This window comes from Pseudomonas sp. SWRI22 (genome assembly GCF_014268395.2).
GTDB lineage: Bacteria > Pseudomonadota > Gammaproteobacteria > Pseudomonadales > Pseudomonadaceae > Aquipseudomonas > Aquipseudomonas paracarnis.
Genome location: NZ_JABWQK020000003.1, coordinates 673,270 through 694,043 on the forward strand (window position 1 = coordinate 673,270; position 20,774 = coordinate 694,043).

Annotated in this window: 20 protein-coding genes; 11 read left to right on the forward strand and 9 right to left on the reverse strand. The window is 60.4% G+C overall.

Annotated elements, in window-relative coordinates:
- Positions 1-33: 33 nt before the first annotated feature.
- Positions 34-981, reverse strand: coding sequence for a LysR family transcriptional regulator (locus HU730_RS26090; protein ID WP_186527642.1), 948 nt, complete (start codon positions 979-981; stop codon positions 34-36).
- A gap of 133 nt (positions 982-1,114) precedes the next feature.
- Between HU730_RS26090 and HU730_RS26095 the strand changes: the two genes are divergently transcribed.
- Positions 1,115-2,632 carry a CoA-acylating methylmalonate-semialdehyde dehydrogenase gene (locus HU730_RS26095; protein WP_186527643.1) on the forward strand — a complete coding sequence of 506 codons (1,518 nt, stop codon included), beginning with the start codon at positions 1,115-1,117 and terminating at the stop codon, positions 2,630-2,632.
- Positions 2,633-2,647: 15 nt separating this feature from the next.
- Positions 2,648-3,532 carry a 3-hydroxyisobutyrate dehydrogenase gene (gene mmsB, locus HU730_RS26100; RefSeq protein ID WP_034128786.1) on the forward strand — a complete coding sequence of 295 codons (885 nt, stop codon included), beginning with the start codon at positions 2,648-2,650 and terminating at the stop codon, positions 3,530-3,532.
- A gap of 109 nt (positions 3,533-3,641) precedes the next feature.
- Here the strand turns inward: mmsB and HU730_RS26105 are convergent, their stop codons facing one another.
- Positions 3,642-3,986, reverse strand: a complete 345-nt coding sequence (locus tag HU730_RS26105; protein ID WP_122720183.1) for a cupin domain-containing protein — start codon at positions 3,984-3,986, stop codon at positions 3,642-3,644.
- A gap of 361 nt (positions 3,987-4,347) precedes the next feature.
- Here HU730_RS26105 and kynB point away from each other — a divergent pair, with 361 nt between their 5' ends.
- Entirely contained in the window at positions 4,348-4,998 is a 651-nt protein-coding gene (kynB, locus tag HU730_RS26110; protein ID WP_034128784.1) for an arylformamidase, read from the forward strand.
- Positions 4,995-5,852: a tryptophan 2,3-dioxygenase gene (gene kynA, locus HU730_RS26115; protein WP_186527644.1), complete on the forward strand. Its 858-nt coding sequence runs from the start codon at positions 4,995-4,997 to the stop codon at positions 5,850-5,852. Before kynB ends, kynA begins: the two co-directional genes overlap by 4 nt.
- Positions 5,853-5,997: 145 nt before the next feature.
- Here the strand turns inward: kynA and HU730_RS26120 are convergent, their stop codons facing one another.
- From HU730_RS26120 to antA, 4 genes are all read right to left on the reverse strand, one after another.
- On the reverse strand, positions 5,998-7,398 hold the full coding sequence (locus tag HU730_RS26120) for an amino acid permease (RefSeq protein WP_044274391.1): 1,401 nt from the start codon (positions 7,396-7,398) through the stop codon (positions 5,998-6,000).
- Positions 7,399-7,469: 71 nt separating this feature from the next.
- Positions 7,470-8,477 (reverse strand): anthranilate 1,2-dioxygenase electron transfer component AntC, encoded by a 1,008-nt coding sequence (gene antC / locus HU730_RS26125; protein WP_186527645.1) that lies wholly within the window; start codon positions 8,475-8,477, stop codon positions 7,470-7,472.
- Positions 8,478-8,610: 133 nt separating this feature from the next.
- Complete coding sequence (antB, locus tag HU730_RS26130; protein ID WP_186527646.1) at positions 8,611-9,102, reverse strand: anthranilate 1,2-dioxygenase small subunit; 492 nt, start codon at positions 9,100-9,102, stop codon at positions 8,611-8,613.
- A complete protein-coding gene (gene antA, locus HU730_RS26135) occupies positions 9,102-10,493 on the reverse strand; it encodes an anthranilate 1,2-dioxygenase large subunit (protein WP_186527647.1) in 1,392 nt (463 codons plus the stop codon). Before antA ends, antB begins: the two co-directional genes overlap by 1 nt.
- Positions 10,494-10,804: 311 nt before the next feature.
- Between antA and HU730_RS26140 the strand changes: the two genes are divergently transcribed.
- A complete protein-coding gene (locus HU730_RS26140) occupies positions 10,805-11,797 on the forward strand; it encodes an AraC family transcriptional regulator (RefSeq protein WP_060764185.1) in 993 nt (330 codons plus the stop codon).
- A 143-nt stretch (positions 11,798-11,940) separates the two neighbouring features.
- On the opposite strand, the gene HU730_RS26145 is transcribed toward HU730_RS26140, so the two are convergent.
- Positions 11,941-12,816 carry a LysR family transcriptional regulator gene (locus tag HU730_RS26145; RefSeq protein WP_034128779.1) on the reverse strand — a complete coding sequence of 292 codons (876 nt, stop codon included), beginning with the start codon at positions 12,814-12,816 and terminating at the stop codon, positions 11,941-11,943.
- A 114-nt stretch (positions 12,817-12,930) separates the two neighbouring features.
- Here HU730_RS26145 and HU730_RS26150 point away from each other — a divergent pair, with 114 nt between their 5' ends.
- The 3 genes from HU730_RS26150 to catA are packed head-to-tail and all read left to right on the forward strand — an operon-like array spanning position 12,931 to position 15,330.
- Positions 12,931-14,058: a muconate cycloisomerase family protein gene (locus HU730_RS26150; protein ID WP_054921521.1), complete on the forward strand. Its 1,128-nt coding sequence runs from the start codon at positions 12,931-12,933 to the stop codon at positions 14,056-14,058.
- A gap of 12 nt (positions 14,059-14,070) precedes the next feature.
- Positions 14,071-14,361: a muconolactone Delta-isomerase gene (catC, locus tag HU730_RS26155; RefSeq protein ID WP_054921514.1), complete on the forward strand. Its 291-nt coding sequence runs from the start codon at positions 14,071-14,073 to the stop codon at positions 14,359-14,361.
- A 39-nt stretch (positions 14,362-14,400) separates the two neighbouring features.
- Positions 14,401-15,330, forward strand: coding sequence for a catechol 1,2-dioxygenase (catA, locus tag HU730_RS26160; protein ID WP_034128778.1), 930 nt, complete (start codon positions 14,401-14,403; stop codon positions 15,328-15,330).
- 72 nt (positions 15,331-15,402) lie between these two features.
- Here catA and HU730_RS26165 read toward each other — a convergent pair whose 3' ends face one another.
- Positions 15,403-15,876 carry an Lrp/AsnC family transcriptional regulator gene (locus HU730_RS26165; RefSeq protein WP_003176072.1) on the reverse strand — a complete coding sequence of 158 codons (474 nt, stop codon included), beginning with the start codon at positions 15,874-15,876 and terminating at the stop codon, positions 15,403-15,405.
- 144 nt (positions 15,877-16,020) lie between these two features.
- Between HU730_RS26165 and kynU the strand changes: the two genes are divergently transcribed.
- The gene (kynU, locus tag HU730_RS26170; protein WP_034128767.1) at positions 16,021-17,271 is read left to right on the forward strand and encodes a kynureninase; all 1,251 of its coding nucleotides are present in this window, start codon (positions 16,021-16,023) and stop codon (positions 17,269-17,271) included.
- Between the two features lie 161 nt (positions 17,272-17,432).
- Complete coding sequence (locus tag HU730_RS26175) at positions 17,433-18,860, forward strand: amino acid permease (RefSeq protein ID WP_186527648.1); 1,428 nt, start codon at positions 17,433-17,435, stop codon at positions 18,858-18,860.
- Between the two features lie 49 nt (positions 18,861-18,909).
- Here the strand turns inward: HU730_RS26175 and HU730_RS26180 are convergent, their stop codons facing one another.
- Positions 18,910-19,791, reverse strand: coding sequence for a LysR substrate-binding domain-containing protein (locus HU730_RS26180; RefSeq protein ID WP_186527649.1), 882 nt, complete (start codon positions 19,789-19,791; stop codon positions 18,910-18,912).
- 185 nt (positions 19,792-19,976) lie between these two features.
- Here HU730_RS26180 and HU730_RS26185 point away from each other — a divergent pair, with 185 nt between their 5' ends.
- Complete coding sequence (locus HU730_RS26185) at positions 19,977-20,741, forward strand: sulfite exporter TauE/SafE family protein (protein ID WP_186527650.1); 765 nt, start codon at positions 19,977-19,979, stop codon at positions 20,739-20,741.
- The last annotated feature ends 33 nt before the right edge of the window (positions 20,742-20,774 follow it).

Here is a 20,774-nt window from a genome sequence, read left to right on the forward strand (position 1 = left end):
ATGTAGGAAGCCTCCGTTGCTCCTTTTAGCACCTCACTTCGCAAACCTGATCTCCCGCGTCTGCCCCATTAACAACCCCTGATTCTGCTCCGTCACTTCCCGAATGTAATCCCACAACAACGTAATCCGCTTCAACTTCCTCAAATCCTCTCGGCAATACATCCAGAACTGCCGCGTAATCGCAATCTGCTCTCCCAGCACCGGCAGCAAGCGCGGGTCCTGCGCGGCCAGAAAGCACGGCAATATCGCCATCGACCGGCCTTGCTGGGCCGCCACGTATTGCGCGATCACGCTGGTACTGCGCAGGCTGGCGCTGGCGCCGGGCACCACATTGGCCAGGTACAGCAACTCTGAGCTAAAGGCCAAATCATCCACATAGCTGATAAACGGATGTTCGGACAGATCCGCAGGTTTGCGGATCGGCGGGTGTTGGTCGAGGTAGTCCTGGGTGGCGTACAACTGCAATTTGTAGTCGCACAGTTTGCAGCACACATACGGTCCGTGTTCCGGGCGTTCCAGGGCGATGACGATGTCGGCTTCGCGCTTGGACAGGCTGATGAAGTGGGGCAGGGGCAGGATATCCACCGAGATCGCAGGATAAGTGTCGACGAAGTGGCTCAGTTGCGGGGTGACGAAGAAGCTGCCGAAGCCTTCGGTGCAGCCCATGCGCACATGGCCGGACAGCGCCACGCCGGAGCCGGATACCTGTTCGCAGGCCATGTGCAGCGTGCTTTCGATGGATTCGGCATAACCCAGCAACCGCTGGCCTTCGCTGGTGAGCACGAAGCCGTTGGTCCGGGATTTTTCGAACAGCAGCGTGCCGAGGGACACTTCCAGAGAGCTGATGCGCCGCGACACGGTGGTGTAGTCCACCGCCAGGCGCTTGGCGGCCACGCTGGCCTTGCGGGTGCGCGCCACTTCGAGAAAAAACTTCAGGTCATCCCAGTTCAGGGCGCCCAGGGAGGTGATGTTTTTTTGCATATTGGACCGGCTTTTATGTGCGTTCTTATTAGAGATTTGCACATCTATACTCCAAAAACAGTCCGAACGCCTCATTCTTCAAGGCGATTCAACGCCTTGGTTCTCTGCATAACTACAAGATTCTGGAGACCACATGAACGCATCTGCCGATATTTCCGTGCAACAGGTCAAGTTGCTGATCAACGGCGAGTGGGTCGAGTCCAAGACCACCGAGTGGCATGACATCGTCAACCCGGCCACCCAGCAAGTGCTGGCCAAAGTCCCGTTTGCCACCGCCGATGAAGTCAACGCGGCCATCGACGCTGCCCATCAAGCGTTCCAGACCTGGAAACTCACGCCGATCGGCGCGCGCATGCGCATCATGCTTAAGCTCCAAGCCTTGATCCGCGAACATTCCAAGCGCATTGCTGTAGTCCTCAGCTCCGAGCAGGGCAAGACCATTGCCGATGCCGAGGGCGATATTTTTCGTGGCCTGGAAGTGGTGGAGCACGCTTGTTCCATTGGCACCCTGCAAATGGGTGAGTTCGCCGAGAACGTGGCCGGCGGCGTGGACACCTACACCCTGCGCCAGCCTATCGGCGTGTGCGCCGGCATCACCCCGTTCAACTTCCCGGCGATGATTCCGCTGTGGATGTTCCCGATGGCGATTGCCTGCGGTAACACCTTTGTACTCAAGCCTTCCGAGCAAGACCCGTTGTCGACCATGCTGCTGGTGGAGCTGGCGCTGGAAGCCGGTGTGCCAGCCGGCGTGCTCAACGTGGTGCATGGCGGCAAGGACGTGGTGGATGCGCTGTGCACTCACAAAGACATCAAGGCGGTGTCCTTCGTCGGTTCGACGGCTGTGGGCACCCATGTCTACGACCTGGCCGGCAAACACGGCAAGCGTGTGCAGTCGATGATGGGCGCCAAGAACCACGCGGTGGTGCTGCCGGATGCTAACCGAGAACACACCCTCAACGCCCTGGTCGGTGCCGGTTTCGGCGCGGCTGGCCAGCGTTGCATGGCTACCTCGGTGGTAGTGCTGGTGGGCGCGGCCAAGCAGTGGCTGCCAGACCTCAAAGCGCTGGCACAAAAGCTCAAGGTCAACGCCGGCAGTGAAGCGGGCACGGATGTCGGCCCGGTGATCTCCAAGCGTGCCAAGGCGCGTATCCTGGAGCTTATTGAAAGCGGTGTGAAGGAAGGCGCCAAGCTGGAGCTCGATGGCCGCGATATCAAGGTGCCGGGCTTCGAGCAAGGCAACTTTGTCGGCCCGACCCTGTTCTCGGGCGTGACCACCGACATGCGCATCTACACCGAGGAAATCTTCGGCCCGGTGCTGGTGGTACTGGAAGTCGAGACACTCGATCAAGCCATCGCCCTGGTCAACGCCAATCCGTTTGGCAACGGTACAGGCCTGTTCACCCAGAGCGGTGCGGCGGCGCGTAAATTTCAAAGCGAAATCGATGTGGGCCAGGTCGGCATCAACATCCCGATTCCGGTGCCAGTGCCGTTCTTCAGTTTCACCGGCTCCCGTGGTTCCAAGCTCGGCGATCTGGGCCCGTACGGCAAGCAAGTGGTGCAGTTCTACACCCAGACCAAAACCGTCACCAGCCGCTGGTTTGATGATGACACGGTCAACGATGGCGTCAACACCACCATCAACCTGCGCTGAACCCGGGAGACGACCATGAAAATTGCATTTATCGGCCTGGGCAACATGGGCGCGCCCATGGCCCGCAACCTGATCAAGGCTGGGCACGCGCTTAACCTGTTCGACCTGAACCAGGCGGTACTCAAGGAACTTGCCGAACTGGGCGGCACTATCAGCAGTTCACCGCGTGACGCCGCCCAAGGCGCCGAATTGGTGATTACCATGCTGCCGGCAGCCGCCCATGTGCGCAGCGTGTGGCTGAATGAAGACGGTGTACTCGCCGGCATCGGCAAAGGCATCCCCGCCGTGGATTGCAGCACCATTGACCCGCAAACCATCCGTGAAGTAGCGGCTGCGGCAGCCAAACAAGGCGTGGACGTGGCCGATGCGCCGGTCTCCGGTGGCACCGGCGGTGCCCAGGCCGGGACGCTGACCTTCATGGTCGGCGCCAACCCGGAATTGTTCGCCACCCTGCAACCGGTGCTGGCGCAGATGGGCCGCAACATCGTGCACTGTGGTGATGTCGGCACCGGGCAAATCGCCAAGATCTGCAACAACCTGCTGCTGGGTATCAGCATGGTCGGCGTCAGTGAAGCCATGGCCCTGGGCGATGCACTTGGCATTGATACACAAGTGCTGGCCGGCATCATCAACAGCTCCACGGGGCGCTGCTGGAGTTCCGATACCTACAATCCTTGGCCAGGCGTGATCGAGACCGCGCCATCATCGCGTGGCTATACCGGTGGTTTTGGTGCCGACCTGATGCTCAAGGATTTGGGCCTGGCCACCGAAGCCGCACGCCAGGTGCACCAGCCGGTGATCCTCGGCGCAGTGGCCCAGCAGCTGTATCAATCGATGAGCCAGCGTGGGGAAGGGGGCAAGGACTTCTCGGCGATCATCAACAGCTATCGCAAGCTGTAGGAGCGAGCTTGCTCGCGAAAAATGTGAGAGCAACGCGTTCATCCTGGATGAGCGCGTTTTCGTTGACGATCTTCGCGAGCAAGCTCGCTCCTACAGGGACGGGGATGGGTCAGGCAAACACAAAATACTTACGCACAGTCTCGACCACTTCCCACGTCCCCTTCATCCCTGGCTCCACTACAAAGATATCCCCAGCGCGCAGATGGATCGGCTCCATGCCTTCAGGCGTGATCACGCAGTAGCCTTCCTGGAAATGGCAGTATTCCCACTTCACGTATTCCACGTACCACTTGCCCGGCGTGCAGATCCAGGTGCCCATGATCTTGCTGCCGTCTTCGCTGGTGTAGGCGTTGAGGTTGACGGTGTGCGGGTCGCCTTCGAGCTTTTCCCATTTGCAGGCATCCAGGACCGGCAGTGGGTGGGTGTCGCGCAGTACGGTGATGGGCTTGGGCATGATGACTCCGAGGCAGAGAAGGAAAAGATGCACCCTAAGGCCTTGGGCATTGCGCAGATGGTCTGAACTCGACATTGGGATGCCCAGAAGCGCAGTCTGAACACCGCGGTCCCCTGTGGGAGCCGGGCTTGCCCGCGATGGCAGTGGCACAGCGAGCATCTCCATTGCCTGACGCTCCGCTATCGCGGGCAAGCCAGGCTCCCACGAGAGGTCGTGGCGTATCTGAGCGACAGATCTGTGCATCAAACCGATGTTTCCTCGCAGTAACTGCGAAAGATTTCCCGTGTCGCGCCAGAATTCGCAAGAAAATTCACACCCCTCCCTCGTATCATTCACCTCAGTAACGAGTGAGAGCCTTGCAATGAACCCAATAAAAACGTGGTGGGATATCAGCCCGCCCTTGAGCACGGCCACCCCGACCTGGCCGGGCGATACACCGTTCCAGGAAGAGCGCGTGTGGCAGTTCGGCCCGGAGTGTCCGGTAAATGTGGGGCGCGTGACCCTGTCGCCGCACACCGGCGCCCATGTGGATGCGCCGCTGCATTACAGCGCTGATGGCGCGCCGATTGGCGAGGTGTCGCTGGATGTGTATATGGGGCCGTGCCGGGTATTGCACTGCCTCGGCAGCGGCGCCCTGGTGCAGCCGCATCAGTTGCAAGGGCGTGTGGATAACCTGCCCGAGCGCGTGCTGCTGCGCACTTATCCACAAGCGCCACTCACCGACTGGGATTCGAATTTCACCGCCATCGCGCCCCAGACCATTGAACTGCTCGCCAGCCTGGGGGTGCGCCTGATCGGTATCGATACGCCGTCCCTGGACCCGCAGCAATCCAAGACCATGGATTCGCACAACGCCGTGGCGCGCCATGGCATGGCGATCCTCGAAGGCATCGTGCTCGATGACGTACCGGAGGGCGACTATGAACTGATCGCGCTGCCGCTGCGCTTCGCCAACCTGGACGCGAGCCCCGTGCGCGCCATTCTCCGCCCGCTCAAGGAGCCCACGCGATGAGCCAATGTCCTTTTTCAGCTGATTACCAACCGCCGGAAGAATGGCATAACGCCGAACTGAATTTTTCCGAGTCCATGAGCTATGGCGATTACCTGGACCTGGGCAAAGTCCTCAGCGCCCAGCACCCCCTGTCGCCAGACCACAACGAAATGCTCTTTATCATCCAGCACCAGACCTCTGAGCTGTGGATGAAACTGATGCTTCACGAACTCAAGGCCGCCCGCGAACATGTGCGCCTGGGTGAGCTGCCGCCGGCGTTCAAGATGCTGGCGCGGGTGTCGCGGATCTTTGATCAACTGGTGCACGCCTGGGCGGTGCTGGCGACCATGACACCCTCGGAATACAAGGCAATTCGCCCGTTCCTGGGGCAGTCGTCGGGGTTCCAGTCGTTCCAGTACCGCGAGATCGAATTCATCCTCGGCAACAAAAGCGCGGCGCTGCTGCGGCCCCATGCTCATCGCCCGGAGTTGCTGCAGCAATTGCAGGTGGCGATTGCCACGCCGTCGTTGTATGACGAGGCGGTGAACCTGATGATCAAGGCAGGGCTGGCGATTGACCCTCAGCGCGCCGAACGCGACCCGACGGCGGCCACGGTGCACGATGAATCGGTGGAAGCGGCGTGGCGCGAGGTGTATCGCGACCCGAATCGCTACTGGGACTTGTATCAATTGGCCGAGAAGTTTATCGACCTGGAAGATTCGTTCCGCCAGTGGCGCTTCCGGCATGTCACCACGGTGGAGCGCATCATCGGCTTCCAGCCGGGTACTGGTGGTACTGAAGGCGTGGGGTACCTGCGCAAGATGCTCGACACGGTACTGTTCCCTGAACTCTGGCGAGTACGTTCCACGCTCTAATAAAAAAGCCCCGGATTACCGGGGCTTTTTTCTAGGTGAAATACAGTCAATTGTGGGAGCTGGCTTGCCTGCGATTGCGGTGTATCAGTCGGCTCATCCATTAGCTGACACGCCGCAATCGCGGGCAAGCCCGCTCCCACAGGGGTTACTGCGCCACGGCAACTTTCCCGTTTCTGATCCTAAACCGGTAGGCGATATAGATAATCCCCACCCATACCGGCATCGCGTACACCGACTCACGAATTCCCGGAATCGCCAGCATCACCCCGATGATCATCACCATGAAGGCCAGACACAGGTAGTTGCTGAACGGGAACCAGAAGGTCTTGAACGACGGCGTCACGCCTTGCTCGCCCATGGCCTTGCGGAACTTGATGTGGGTCAGGCTGATCAGCGCCCAGTTGATCATCAACGAAGCAACCACCAAGGCAAACAGCAACTCCAGCGCACTGTGCGGCGCGACGTAGTTGACCACCACGCACAGCATCGTCACCAACGCCGAAATCGCCAACGCCCGCAGCGGCACGCCTTGCTTGTTGAGCTTCATCAGCGCCTTGGGCGCGTCACCTTGCTCGGCCAGGCCGAACAGCATGCGGCTGTTGCAGTACACGCCGCTGTTGTACACCGACAACGCCGCGGTCAGCACCACGAAGTTGAGGATGTGGGCGGCGGTGTCGTTGCCGATCAGCGAGAAGATCTGCACAAACGGGCTACCGCTGTAGGCATCGCCTGACGCGCCGAGGGTTTGCAGCAGTTGATCCCACGGGTACAGCGACAACAGCACGGTCAGCGCACCGACGTAGAAAATCAGAATGCGGTACACCACCTGGTTGATCGCTTTGGGGATGACCTTGCGTGGTTCGCTGGCTTCGGCAGCGGTGATACCGACCAGTTCCAGGCCGCCGAACGAGAACATGATGAAGGCCATCGACATCAACAGCCCCATGCCGCCATTGGGGAAGAAACCACCGTGGCTCCACAGGTTGCTGACCGAGGCCTGGGGGCCGCCGGTACCGCTGAACAGCAGGTAGCAGCCGAGCACGATCATGCCGACAATCGCCACCACCTTGATGATCGCAAACCAGAATTCGGCTTCACCGAAGAACTTCACGTTCAGGGTGTTGATCAGGTTCACCGCGACAAAGAACACCAGCGCGCTGACCCAGGTTGGGATCTCTGGCCACCAGAACTGGATGTACTTGCCCACCGCCGTCAACTCGGCCATGCCCACCAGCACGTAGAGCACCCAGTAGTTCCAGCCCGCCAGGAAGCCTGCGTAACCGCCCCAGTATTTATGTGCGAAGTGGCTGAAGGAACCGGCCACCGGCTCTTCGACGATCATCTCGCCGAGCTGGCGCATGATCAGGAACGCGATAAACCCGGCTACCGCATAACCCAGGATCATCGACGGCCCCGCCGACTTGAGTACCCCGGCCGAGCCGAGGAACAAGCCTGTGCCAATCGCACCTCCCAAGGCGATCAGCTGAATGTGCCGGTTCTTCAGGCCTCGCTTGAGGCCCACCGGGTTAACCATGTCATCCGCCATTAACATTCCCTTCTACTTGTTTTTCTCAAGGGTGATTGCACGCCGCATCGGCCCCTCAGAACTGCTGAGGGTCAGATATTACTCTGCGTAAACTTTTCGTAATACAGCTGAACGCCATCAAGTGCCTGATCCGCCAGCCATTGCTGGATGGATTCGACCATCGGAGGGGGGCCGCACACGTACATATCCGCCGATCTGTCCCGCAGTTCGGCCAGCTCGAAATGCTCGGTGAGGTACCCGCGTTTGCCGGTCCACTCGGCTGAGGCGTCGCTCAGCACTTCGGTGTAGCGAAAGTTCGGGATTTTTGCCGCGTAGGCGTGGATACGCGCCGCTTCACATAAATCTTCGGCGCCGCGCACGCCGTAGTACAGGTGCACAGGTTGCGTGCAGCCGTTGACGGCCAGCTCATCAAGCATACCCAGCAACGCCGACAACCCGGTGCCGCCCGCCACCAGTACCAACGGTTGGGTGACGTGCCGCAGATAAAACGCACCCAAGGGCGCCTCCATCAACATTTCATCACCTACTTGGCAGCGTTCACGCAGGTAGTTGCTCATGACTCCATCGGGCAGCAGGCGTACCAGGAACTGCAACTGATTACCCGGCCGGTTGGCGAAGGAGTAGGAGCGCCAGCTATCGGTGCCGGGCACCGACAGACGCGCGTATTGGCCCGGCAAAAAATCCAGTGGCTGGTCCAGTTGCACCTGCAAGATGGCGGTGCTGGTCGACACCTGCTGCACCGCGCTCACCGTGCCGCGTACCTGCACGGGCCCGGGGGCGTTGCACAGGCTCGAATCAAAGTCGAAATAGAAGGTGGCGTCGGACTTCACCCGGGTCTGGCAACTGAGCATCTTGCGCTGTTGCAGGTCGAGGCTGGAGAGCGCTTCCTCGTCCACGTAGTCCTGGCTGTACTCGCCGGACTCACAACGCCCCTGGCAGGTGCCGCACACACCTTCGCGGCAATCGAGCGGGATTTTGATGCCGTTGCGCAGGGCCGCATCCAACAGGATTTCATGGGCGCCCACCGGGAAGAACAGGGTCTTGCCATCGGCAAAGCTGAAGGCCACTTTGTGATTCATTGATGAAACTCCAAGCGTGCCCCTGTGGCGAGGGAGCTTGCTCCCGCTGGGCTGCGAAGCTGCCCCAAAAAACTGGGAGCGCTGCGCACTCCAGCGGGAGCAAGCTCCCTCGCCACAGGGGGGGTGCTGGTTTTTAAAGGTGATAGAAATCCAGCACCGAGTTGATGGTGTCGTTGAGCAGCAGGGCGTGCTTGCGCGTGATCAGCCAGCTGTCGCCCTCGGGCTTGAGGCGATAGGTTGCGTGCCCATAGAACTGCTCGGAAGTAGCCAGCCGATAAAACAGCGTGTGCCAGTTCAAACGCACCTCCAACGTGCCGTCGGCCTGCTCGGCAATGCGCACGTTGTTGATCAGGTGCAAGGTGCGCGGCATCGGCGTGGCAGAGGCGGCTTTGCCGGTGCGCAGGCGGAATATGCGGTCTTCCAGGCCCGAACGGTTGGCGTAGTAGATCAACGACATCTCGCGCTTGGGGTCTTGGGTGTAGACGTGTTCGGAATCCCATTGCGGCAGGTGGAATTCACTCTGCGGGTCGAACAATTGCACGTAGGCGTCCCAGTCCTGGGCATCGCACAGTTCGGACTTGCGGTAGAAGAACTGCTCGATCTGGTACTGCAATTGCGCATTCATCACTTCACCTCCCGCAGGCTCAGGGCCCGCTGGTCCAAACCCTTGAGCAGAAACCGTTGCCAATTGCGGTGCTGGTTGACGTACAAGCCTTCGTGGGTGAACTCAGTGCCGGTCATGGCTGGTTGAATGCCGATGGCCTCGCTGTTGGGCGTCGGCCCGGTCTCCCAGCGATGGCTGCCGCGAGAAATATCGCTCCAGCGTTCCAGGCGGCCCTGGAAGCCGCGCTGGGCTTCGCGAAATTCCACCAGGTCGTCGGGCGTGCCCATGCCCGAGACGTTGAAGAAGTCCTCGAACTGGCGAATCCGGTTTTCGCGATCGGCGTCGGACTCACCTTTCACGCCCAGGCACTGGCTGATGATTTCGGTCTTGTTCCAGGCCACCGGGCGGATGATGCGCAACTGCGAGCTGATCTGGTCGAGGAAAAACAGGCTGGGGTAGATGTTCAGGTTGCGCAGGCGGTGCATCATCCACTCGGCCTTCTGCTGGCCGTGTTCCTCTACCAGGCGCGGCATGATGGTGGCGTAGCCGGAGCGCACGCTGGGGTTGGGCATGTCGCTGAACAACACACTGTGGCCGTTATTGAAGGCGAACCAGCCGTCATCGGTATTCGCGTCTCCGGCGCCGAGCTTGCTGTAGTCCAGCGTGGTGCTGGAACCCGTGCCGTTTTCGGTGTTTACCTGCTGGCGGTGCTGCACGGTGGCCACGTAGTTGTAGTGCACGGTGCTGACGTGATAACCGTCCAGGCCGTTTTCGTTTTGCAGCTTCCAGTTGCCGTCGTAGGTGTAGGCGGACTTGCCCGGCAGCACTTCCAGCTCACCGGTGGCCGATTGCGCCACCATCATGTCGAAGAACACTTTGGCGTCGCCCAGGAAATCTTCCAGGCTGTTGGTGCCGTTCACGTCCAGGCTGATAAACACAAAGCCCTTGTAGCTCTCGATGCGCGCTTTTTTCAGGCCGCGGGTGGCCTTGTCGAAACCTTCCGGGTATTCCCCGGGCGCCTTGACCTTCACCAGTCGGCCATCGCTCTTGTAGCACCAGGCGTGGAACGGGCAGGTGAAGGTGGATTGGTTGCCCTTGCCCACGCGGGTGAGGGTAGTGCCGCGATGCTGGCAGGCGTTGATCAGCGCGTTGAGCCGGCCTTCGCCGTCACGGGTGATGATCATCGGCTGGCGCCCGGCGCGCATCGTCACGAAGTCGTGGTTATTGGCCAGTTCGCTTTCGTGGCAGGCGTAGATCCAGTTTTTTTCGAAGATCAGCTCCATCTCCAGGTCGAACAGTTCGGGCTCGGTGAACATGTCGCGGGCGATGCGGAACACTTCATCTGCCGGGCGAAAGTCCAGGCAGCTTTCGATAAAGGTTTTCCACTGCTCGACGGTTCTTGCACCACTCATGGGAGGCACCTTTTGATCATGGCTAAACGGTGAGCCATTAAGCGGCTGCAATGCGGTAGCGGGCTATCCGCTTAATGGGGGAACGCAGGCCGCAAAGTTGGGCAACAAATACCCATGGCGGTGCGCGCAGGTGACGGCATGCGCTACTGTGATGGTGGGCGATGGTCGTAGAACCCTGGGATTTATCCACATAGTCGACCCTTACTATCCACCCAGTGGCCACGCTGCTGGCGTGGCCTGGAACTTGCTGTCGAGGTTCAACGACGCGCCGCCAGAGCGCGTAAATGCCTAACCGCCGTGGGTGCACCCTGATGAGTAGCCAGACACGCGATATTCATATTCAACGCTTCGACCTGGAAGGCGCGCGCAGCTGGATGTCCGGCATCTGCGGGCCCCATCGCCTGGCGACGGCCACCCCCGAACGCCTGCGCTTTCACCACAGCGCCAACGTGTTCAAATCCCGCGCCACCACCCTGGGCGTGATCGAGTACGGTACCGATGTGACCATCGACATCGAAGACGCCGAGCACTTCAGCAGCTACAGCTTGAGCCTGCCGCTGGTGGGCGAGCAGGAGCTGAGCAAGAACGGTGAGCGCCTCAGTTCCAACCGCGATCAGGGCGTGATCATTTCACCCAATGAGCATCAGGTGCTGGCGATTTCCGGTGACTGCCGCAAGTTGCAGGTGGTGATCACCCGCGCGGCGATGAGCGAGTCACTGGAAGGTTTGCTGCAACGGCCCATCGATGCACCGCTGCGGTTTGAGTCGGTGATGGATGCTGTGGACGGAGCACCGGCCTCGTGGTGGCGCATGGCGCGATACTTCATCGCCGAACTGGAATGCAGCAGCGAGTTGTACGAGCAGGCGGCGTTTACCCGTGACCTGGAAAGCTCGCTGATCAAGGGGCTGATCCTGGCCCAACCCAATAACTACTCTGAAGAACTGCGCGAGGTTCTGGGGGTGAAACTGCCGCACTACTTGATCCGTGCGCGGCAATTCATCCACGACAACGCCCGTGAAGTGCTGCACCTGGAAGACCTGGAAGCGGCAGCGGGCGTGTCGCGGTTCAAACTGTTCGATGCGTTTCGCAAGTACTTCGCACTGTCGCCCATGGCGTATCTGAAGAAGCATCGGTTGGGGGCGGTGCGCCAGGAGATTCTGGAGCAGGGCTCAATGCGCACTATTTCTGAAATCGCCCTGGGCTGGGGGTTTACGCACCTGGGGCGGTTTTCGGCGGAATACCGCAAGCTGTTCGATGAGTCGCCCAGCCAGACATTGCAACGCAAGCGCCTGCGCAGCCTTTGAAACCAATGAAGATCAAATGTAGGAGCGAGCTTGCTCGCGAAAAACGTTAACGATAACGCGTGCTTGCTGGATGAACGCGGCGCCTGTGAGTTTTTCGCGAGCAAGCTCGCTCCTACAAGGGAATTGCGGTGTTTGGGAAAATCTCAGATCAACTCTTCAACCAGTTGCAGGCAATGAGTCAGCCCCGGCGACTGGTCATTCACCCGCCGGCTCAGAATGATCGGCGAAGTCGCAGTGGCCTCCACAATCGGCGTATAGCCAATATCCGCCCGATGCAGCACCTGCACCGACGCCGGCACCAACGTCACCCCCATACCTGCGCCCACCAGGCCAATAGCGGTCTGCAATTCGTTGGTCCACTGCGCCACCTTCAGGCTCAAGCCATGGGCGTCGAACAGCGCGATCACATGGTCGGCATAACTGGGGCGCGGGTTGCCGGGGTAGAGCACAAAGGGTTCGCCGGCCAACTGGGCGAGGGTGGCCGGGGCGCCCAGCAACGGGTGACCACTGGGCAGCACTGCTACCAGGCGGTCCTCCACCAGTACGCGCTGGACGATGGCCGGATCGTCGATGCGAATCCGCCCGAAGCCTACGTCAATGCGGCCAGCCTTGAGCGCTTCGACCTGCTGCAAAGTGGTCATCTCCGACAAACCCAGCTCCAGCTCCAGGGCCTCGTGAGTGCGCAGGCGCCGAATCAGCTCCGGCAGCACGCCATACAAGGTCGACGGCGCAAAGCCGATGCCCAGCCAGGTTTTCTCGCCTTGGCCGATGCGCCGGGTGGTGTCGCAGACCTTGCCCAGTTGTTCGAGCAGCACACTGGCATGCTCATAGAAAAACCGTCCGGCCTCTGTCAGCCGCAAGGGCCGGCTGCGCTCCAGCAGCACCACCCCCAGTTCGTCCTCCAGTTGCTGGATCTGCCGGCTCAAAGGCGGCTGGGCGATATGCAAGCGTTCGGCAGCTCGGGTGAAGTTGAGGGTCTCGCCCAGCACCTGGAAATAGCGCAAGTGACGCAGTTCCATATCGACTCCTTTCATACCTTGAGGGTATCGCACGAGACCAATTCTATATTGGAAGCCCAAAAAAATGCGGAACAGAATCGACGTAAATTTATAAAGAACCCAATGGGTATTGCCATGCCGATTTGCACCATCGAGTCGATTGAAACTGTCATCGTCGACCTGCCCACCCTTCGCCCGCACAAGCTGGCGATGCACACGATGCAAAACCAGACCCTTGTCATCATTCGCCTGCGTTGCACCGACGGCATCGAAGGCATCGGTGAAGCCACCACCATCGGTGGCCTGAGCTACGGCAACGAGAGCCCCGACAGCATCAAGGTCAACATCGACTGTCACTTCGCGCCGCTGCTGATCGGCCAGGACGCGAGTAACGTCAACGCGGCGATGTTGCGCCTGGAGCGCAGTATTCGCGGCAACACCTTTGCCAAGTCCGGTATCGAAAGCGCCTTGCTCGACGCCCTCGGCAAACGCCTGGGCCTGCCGGTCAGCGAGCTGCTGGGCGGGCGTGTGCGTGATGCGTTGCCGGTGGCCTGGACCCTGGCTAGCGGTAATACCGAACAGGACATCAGCGAGGCCGAAAAAATGCTCGACCTGCGCCGTCATCGCATCTTCAAATTGAAGATCGGCGCCGGTGAAGTCAACCGCGACCTGGCCCATGTGATCGCGATCAAAAAAGCCCTGGGCGAGCGCGCCAGTGTGCGCGTCGACGTCAACCAGGCCTGGGATGAAGCCGTGGCCCTGCGGGCGTGCAAGGTGCTCGGCGACAACGGTATCGACCTGATCGAACAACCGATCTCGCGCAACAACCGTGGTGGTATGACTCGGCTCAACCTGTCGAGCCCGGTGCCGATCATGGCCGATGAGTCCATCGAGTGTGTCGAGGATGCATTCAACCTGGCCCGTGAAGGCTCGGCCACAGTGTTCGCCCTCAAGATCGCCAAGAACGGCGGCCCGCGTGCCGTATTGCGCACGGCGGCGATTGCCGAAGCGGCTGGCATCGGCCTGTACGGCGGCACCATGCTCGAAGGCGGCATTGGCACCCTGGCTTCGGCCCATGCCTTTCTCACGCTGAACACCCTGGCGTGGGGCACCGAATTGTTCGGCCCGCTGTTGCTCACCGAAGACATCCTCACCGAGCCACCGGTGTACCGCGATTTCCAACTGCACGTTTCCAGCGCGCCGGGCCTGGGCCTGGCGCTCGATGAAGAGCGCCTGGCGTTCTTTCGCCGTGACAAACACTAAGAGGCCTCTGCCATGTTGTTCCACGTAAAAATGACCGTGAACCTTCCCCTCGATATGCACCCCGAGCGTGCCGCCAGCCTCAAGGCCGAGGAGAAAGCCTTGGCTCAGCGCCTGCAAGAGGAGGGCAAATGGCGCCACCTGTGGCGCATCGCCGGGCATTACGCCAACTACAGCGTGTTCGATGTCGACAGCGTGCAGGAGCTGCACGACCTGCTGATGCAACTGCCGTTGTTCCCCTACATGGCCATCGAAGTGAACGCGCTGTGCCGCCATCCGTCGTCGATCCATGCGGACGACCGCTGAGCCGGCTTCCACCTATAACTACAAGATGAGGAATGCACCATGTCCATCCGCCTGTCCCAGACTGCCCACGCCCAACAGTTTCTCGAAGAAGCCAGCGGTAATCTCAATGACGCGGGCAACCCGCGCACCAAGGCGCTGATTTACCGGATCCTGCGTGACACCGTGAACATCATCGAAGACCTGGAAGTGACCCCGGAAGAATTCTGGAAGGCGGTCAACTACCTCAATGAACTGGGCAAAAACCAGGAGGCCGGCCTGCTTGCCGCCGGCTTGGGCCTGGAGCATTACCTGGACCTGTTGATGGATGCCGCCGACGAGGAGGCCGGCAAGTCTGGCGGCACGCCGCGCACCATCGAAGGCCCGTTGTACGTGGCCGGTGCGCCGCTGTCCAAGTACGAGGCACGGCTGGATGACGGCAAGGACGACGCGGTGCCGTTGTTCATGCGCGGGCAAGTACGCGACACCGAGGGCAAGCCGTTGGCAGGAGCGATTGTCGATGTGTGGCAGGCCAACACGGGCGGGACCTATTCGTGGTTCGACCCGGCGCAATCGGAATTCAACCTGCGTCGGCGCATCGAGACCGACGCCCAGGGCAACTACCGTTTTCGCAGCATCGTACCTTCAGGCTACGGCTGCCCACCGAGCGGGCCGACGCAACAGTTGCTCGACCAATTGGGTCGCCACGGGCAACGGCCGGCGCATATCCACTTCTTCATCTCGGCGCCTGGGCACCGGCACCTGACCACGCAGATCAACCTGTCGGATGACCCGTATCTGCATGATGACTTTGCCTATGCCACCCGGGATGAACTGATTGCCGAGATTCGCTTCAGCGACGATCCGCAACTGGCGCGCGAATTTGGCGTGCAAGGGCGGTTTGCGCAGATTGATTTTGACTTTGAGTTGCAGGTGGCGGATGCGCCAATAGAGCAGCAGCGCATGCAACGAGTCCGTGCTCTGGAAGACTGATCAACTCGGTCAACTGTGGGAGCTGGCTTGCAGTGGCGAGGGAGCTCCCACATTGGTTTTTTGGTGATCTAGTTATTTGCGCACGACCAGGTCCAACACCTCATCCCGGTCTTTGATCTTCTGCAGCACAATCTCCGAGCGGATATCCATCACCCCCGCCGTGCGGTTCAGATGGTTCACGATAAAGTCCGAAAAGTGCTTGAGGTTGCGCGCCTGCACCCGCAGCACATAGTTGCTGGCGCCAGTGATCACATAGGCGCTCGCCACCTCTGGCCAGCCTTGCACCTTCTTGATAAACGTCTCATGCCAGTCCTCCACATCCTGGCGCAGCGACAGGTGCACGATGGCTTCCAGCTCGATTCCCAGCTGTTCGGCGTTCAATACCGCACGGTAACCGCTGATGATTCCCTCGCTCTCCAGCAGGCGCAAACGGCGCAGGCATGCAGACGGCGACAGCGCGACTTTTTCCGCCAATTCCTGGTTGCTGATGCGGCCATCCTGTTGCAGGAAATGCAGGAGGCGCAGGTCGGTAGCGTCGAGAATCATGCTTGGAAGATATCCGCGTGTTTGGAGGTTAAATTCGAATTTTCTACAGCTTAAATAGCCGTTCACCCACTACTTTGCACGAAAATTCTCTAAAAGTTCGTTCATTATTTGGTCCATCCTCACTTATAAAAACCAGGACGACCCATGACCACTCGAAGCCATTGCCAAGCCCTCGACGCCCAGGACCCGTTGGCCCACCTGCGTGCCCAATTCGCCTTGCCCGAAGGCGTGATCTACCTCGATGGCAACTCCCTCGGCGCTCGCCCGGTGGCGGCGCTGGAGCGGGCACAACAGGTGATCGCCGAGGAGTGGGGCAATGGCTTGATTCGTAGCTGGAACAGCGCCGGCTGGGCGGATTTATCCCTGCGCCTGGGCAATCGCCTGGCGCCATTGATTGGTGCGCGTGAGGGCGAGGTGGTGATCACCGACACCACCTCGATCAACCTGTTCAAAGTGCTCAGCGCCGCCTTGAGTGTGCAGCGCCAACGTACACCTGCGCGCAAGGTCATCGTCAGCGAAGCGAGTAACTTTCCCACCGACTTGTACATCGCCGAAGGCTTGGCCGAATTGCTTCAACAAGGCTATTCCCTGCGCCTGGTGAACAGCCCGGCCGAACTGCCCCAGGCCATTGATGCGGACGTGGCGGTGGTGATGCTCACCCACGTTAACTACAAGACCGGCTATATGTACGACATGGCGGCGCTGACCGCACTGAGCCACGAGTGCGGCGCGCTGAGCATCTGGGACCTGGCGCATTCGGCGGGCGCGGTGCCTGTCGATCTGCACCAGGCCGGCGCGGATTATGCGATTGGCTGCACCTACAAATACCTCAACGGCGGCCCGGGCTCCCAAGCGTTTGTGTGGGTCAACCCGGCGTTGGTGGATGTGGTGCGCCAGCCGTTGTCCGGGTGGTTCGGGCATACCCGGCAGTTCGCCATGGAATCGAGCTACGCCCCCAGCGCCGGTATCGCGCGCTACCTGTGCGGCACCCAACCCATCACGTCGTTGGCCATGGTGGAATGCGGCCTGGATATTTTTGCCCAGACCGACATGGCCAGCCTGCGCAGCAAATCCCTGGCATTGACCGACCTGTTTATCGCCTTGGTCGAAAGCCGCTGCGCCGCCCACGGGCTGGAGCTGATCACCCCGCGTGAACACGCCCGGCGCGGCAGCCATGTGAGCTTCGAACATCCTGAAGGCTATGCAGTGATTCAGGCCCTGATCGCCCGAGGCGTGATCGGCGATTACCGCGAACCGCGGATCATGCGCTTTGGTTTCACGCCGTTGTACACCAGCTTTACCGAAGTGTGGGACGCCGTGGAAATCCTCGGAGAAATACTCGACAAGCGCACGTGGGACCAGGCGCAATTCAAAGTGCGCAACAGCGTCACGTAACAACACAAACCCACTGTAGGAGCGAGCTTGCTCGCGAAGATCGTCAACAATAACGCGCGAATGCTGAATGCACGCGGCGTTCTCAGGTTTTTCGCGAGCAAGCTCGCTCCTACAGAAAACAAGCGCTTACTGTGCAATCACAATAATAAAGGGGCACACCAGTGACCACGCCAGACAACGGCTTTGCAGAAATTACCCACCGTGAACTGGGCCTGAGGCGCCAGCTCACTTCCGGCCAGATGAGCATGATCGCCATCGGTGGCGCCATCGGCACCGGGCTGTTCATGGGCAGCGCCTACGCCATCGGTTATGCCGGGCCGAGCGTGCTGGTGAGCTACGCCATCGGTGCGTTGATTACCTTGCTGCTGATGGGCTGCCTGGCGGAGATGACGGTGGCCCATTCCACCTCCGGCTCCTTTGGCGCTTACGCCGAGTTCTACATCAGCCCGTTGGCCGGGTTCCTGGTGCGATATGCCTACTGGGCGGCGATTGTGCTGGCGGTGGGGGCCGAGGTCACGGCGGTGGCTATGTACATGAAGTACTGGTTCGCCAACGTGCCGGAGTGGGTGTGGATCGTGTCGTTTTCCAGTGTGCTGATCCTGCTCAATGCGATCAGCGTGAAGACCTTCGGCAACTTCGAATACTGGTTCTCGACGATCAAGATCAGCGCCATTGTCGGTTTCATCATCCTGGCGGTGTATGTGGCATTCGGCTCCGGTAACCCTGACTACGGGGTGCAGAACTACACGGCCCACGACGGCTTTTTCCCCCATGGCTTGAGTGGCATGTGGATCGCGGTGATCGTGTCGATCTTCAGCTACCTCAGTGTCGAGATGATCGCCGTGGCCGCCGGTGAAGCCGCCGACCCGGAGCAGGCAGTGAAGAAAGCCTTCCGCGCTACCATCGTGCGGCTGGTGGTGTTCTATCTGCTGACCCTGGCGCTGATGCTCGCCATCGTGCCGTGGAACCAGGCCGGCCAGGCCCAGAGCCCGTTTGTCACAGTGATGCAGACCATCGGCATTCCCGGTGCCACCGGGGTGATGAATTTCGTGATCCTGATCGCGGCGCTGTCGGCCATGAACAGTCAGCTCTACATCACCACGCGCATGATGTTCAGCCTGTCGCGCGCTGGTTTTGCGCCCAAGTCCATGGGCGCGCTGAGCAAGAACGGCATCCCGCTCAACGCATTGCTGCTGTCCAGTTCGGGCATTGCCCTGGCGACGTTGCTCAACGTGGTGTACCCGGAAAGTTCGTTCACCCTGATGATGGCGATCTCGATGTTTGGCGCAATCTTCACCTGGTTCATGATCTTCCTCACTCACCTGTTTTTCCGCCGCTATCGCAAGCGTCATGGCGGGGCGAAGTTGTCGTTCCAGTTGCGCCTGTTTCCCTACAGCACGTTGCTGGGGTTGGTGCTGATGGGGGCGGTGATGATCACCACCTATTTCACCGACGCCTTCAAGATGACACTGGTGTTTGGCGTGCCGTTCCTGCTGATCTTGTCGGCGGTTTACTACACCTTCTTCCACAAACGCGCATCATCTGTAGGAGCGAGCTTGCTCGCGAAGAACCCGAGAGCGCCGCGTTAAACCTGATAGCTCGCGTTATCGTTGGCGATCTTCGCGAGCGAGCTCGCTCCTACAAGGGGGGGGCGGTGAGCGCAGCGAGTAATGTGCTGACGTAACCGGGCAGTTGCTCGAACGAGCGTGCGCATAACAACAGTTTGCGGCAGGCCCATTCTTCTTGCAGGGGGTGGGCTTTGAAGCGCCGTGCAGGTGGCCAACGGTCCAAGGCGGCCTGAGGCACGATGCCCAGGCCCGCACCGCCGGCGACCATGCGAATCACCCCATCAAAACCGTCGGCGCGAATGCGCGTCTGCAAGCGAAAGCCCGCGTGCAGTGCCTGTTCTTCCAGGTAAACCGCCAACGCGCTGTTGGCCGCCAGGCCCACGTAGTCGTATTGCAAGCTCTCGATAAAACTCGCGCTGGTCAACGGGTGGTCCAGGGGCATGATCAGCACCAGCGGGTCGTCGCGAAACGCCAGGGTCTGCAAGCCGTGGGTGTCTACCGCATCGGAAATAATCCCCAGCTCGGCGGTGCCCTGGCGCAAGGCGTGGGTGATGCGCAGGCTGGGCAATTCTTGCAGGTCGATATCGAGGTTGGGGTGCTCGCGCAAAAACTGAGCGAGCAGTTCAGGCAGGTACTCGCTGAGAGCGGTGGTATTGCACAGCAGGCGTACCTGGCCTTTGACGCCATTGGCGTATTCGGCCAGGTCTTGCTGCAGATGGTCGGCCTGCTGCAACAGCAGGCGGGCATGCCGCGCCAGGGCTTTGCCCGCGGGTGTCGGGGTCACGCCACGGCGGCCGCGCTCGAGAAACGCGATGCCCAGTGAGGACTCCATGGCTCGGATGCGTGCGCTGGCGGCAGCCAGGGACAGGTGGCTGCGGGCCGCGCCGGCGGTGATATTGCCGCTGTCCAGGATGTGCAGGTAGAGGCGCAGGTCGATGAGGTCAAAGTGCATGAAGTTTCCCTGTGACTGGAAGGGCCTCATCGCAGGCATGCCAGCTCCCACACTTGAATGTATTCACAATTCCAAATGTGGGAGCTGGCTTGCCTGCGATAGCGTCATCAGCCTCACGCAAAACAAGAGGCTGGCTCAGTATATGGCGAATTTTCAGCCACTCTCCAGCCCTGCACAATCGGTGCATGAATACCTTCCTCTCCTTCTACCAAAACCTCGGTCCCGCACTGACAGCGCTGGTCATCACTACCTTCCTGCTGGCCGGTACGGTGAAGGGCGTCATCGGCCTGGGCTTGCCCACTGTAGCCATGGGCATGCTTGGCCTGGCTATGCTGCCGGCGCAGGCTGCGGTATTGCTGATCATTCCTTCGACGGTGACCAACCTGTGGCAACTGTCCTTTGGCGGGCACTTGGGTGCCTTGCTCAAACGCCTGTGGCCGATGCTGTTGCTGATCTTCCTCGGCACCGGGCTGGGCACCTTGTGGCTGGGCATGGGTAGCGGACCTTGGGTGGTGCGTGCCCTGGGCGCGGCTTTACTGGTGTATGCGCTCAGCGGGTTATTCCTGCCAACCTTCAAGGTTGCGCCTCGAACCGAGCGCTGGCTGGGCCCCTTGTGCGGGGTGATCACCGGCATCATTACCTCGGCCACCGGTGTCTTCGTGATCCCGGCGGTGCCGTACCTGCAAGCGCTGGGCTTGAGCCGTGATCAGTTGGTGCAGGCGCTGGGGCTGTCGTTCACCGTGTCGACGTTGGCACTTGCCGCCGGGCTGGCCTGGCGCGGGGCACTGGGCGGCGGTGAAATGGGCGCGTCATTGCTGGCGTTGGTGCCGGCATTGCTGGGGATGTGGCTGGGTCAGGTGGTGCGCCGACGCATCAGTGCGCTGTGGTTCAAACGTGGATTTTTCACCGGCATGGCGTTGCTGGGAGGCCATTTGTTGCTGGCTGGTTAATAATGAGCGGGCACGTGTCAGCCGATAAATGAA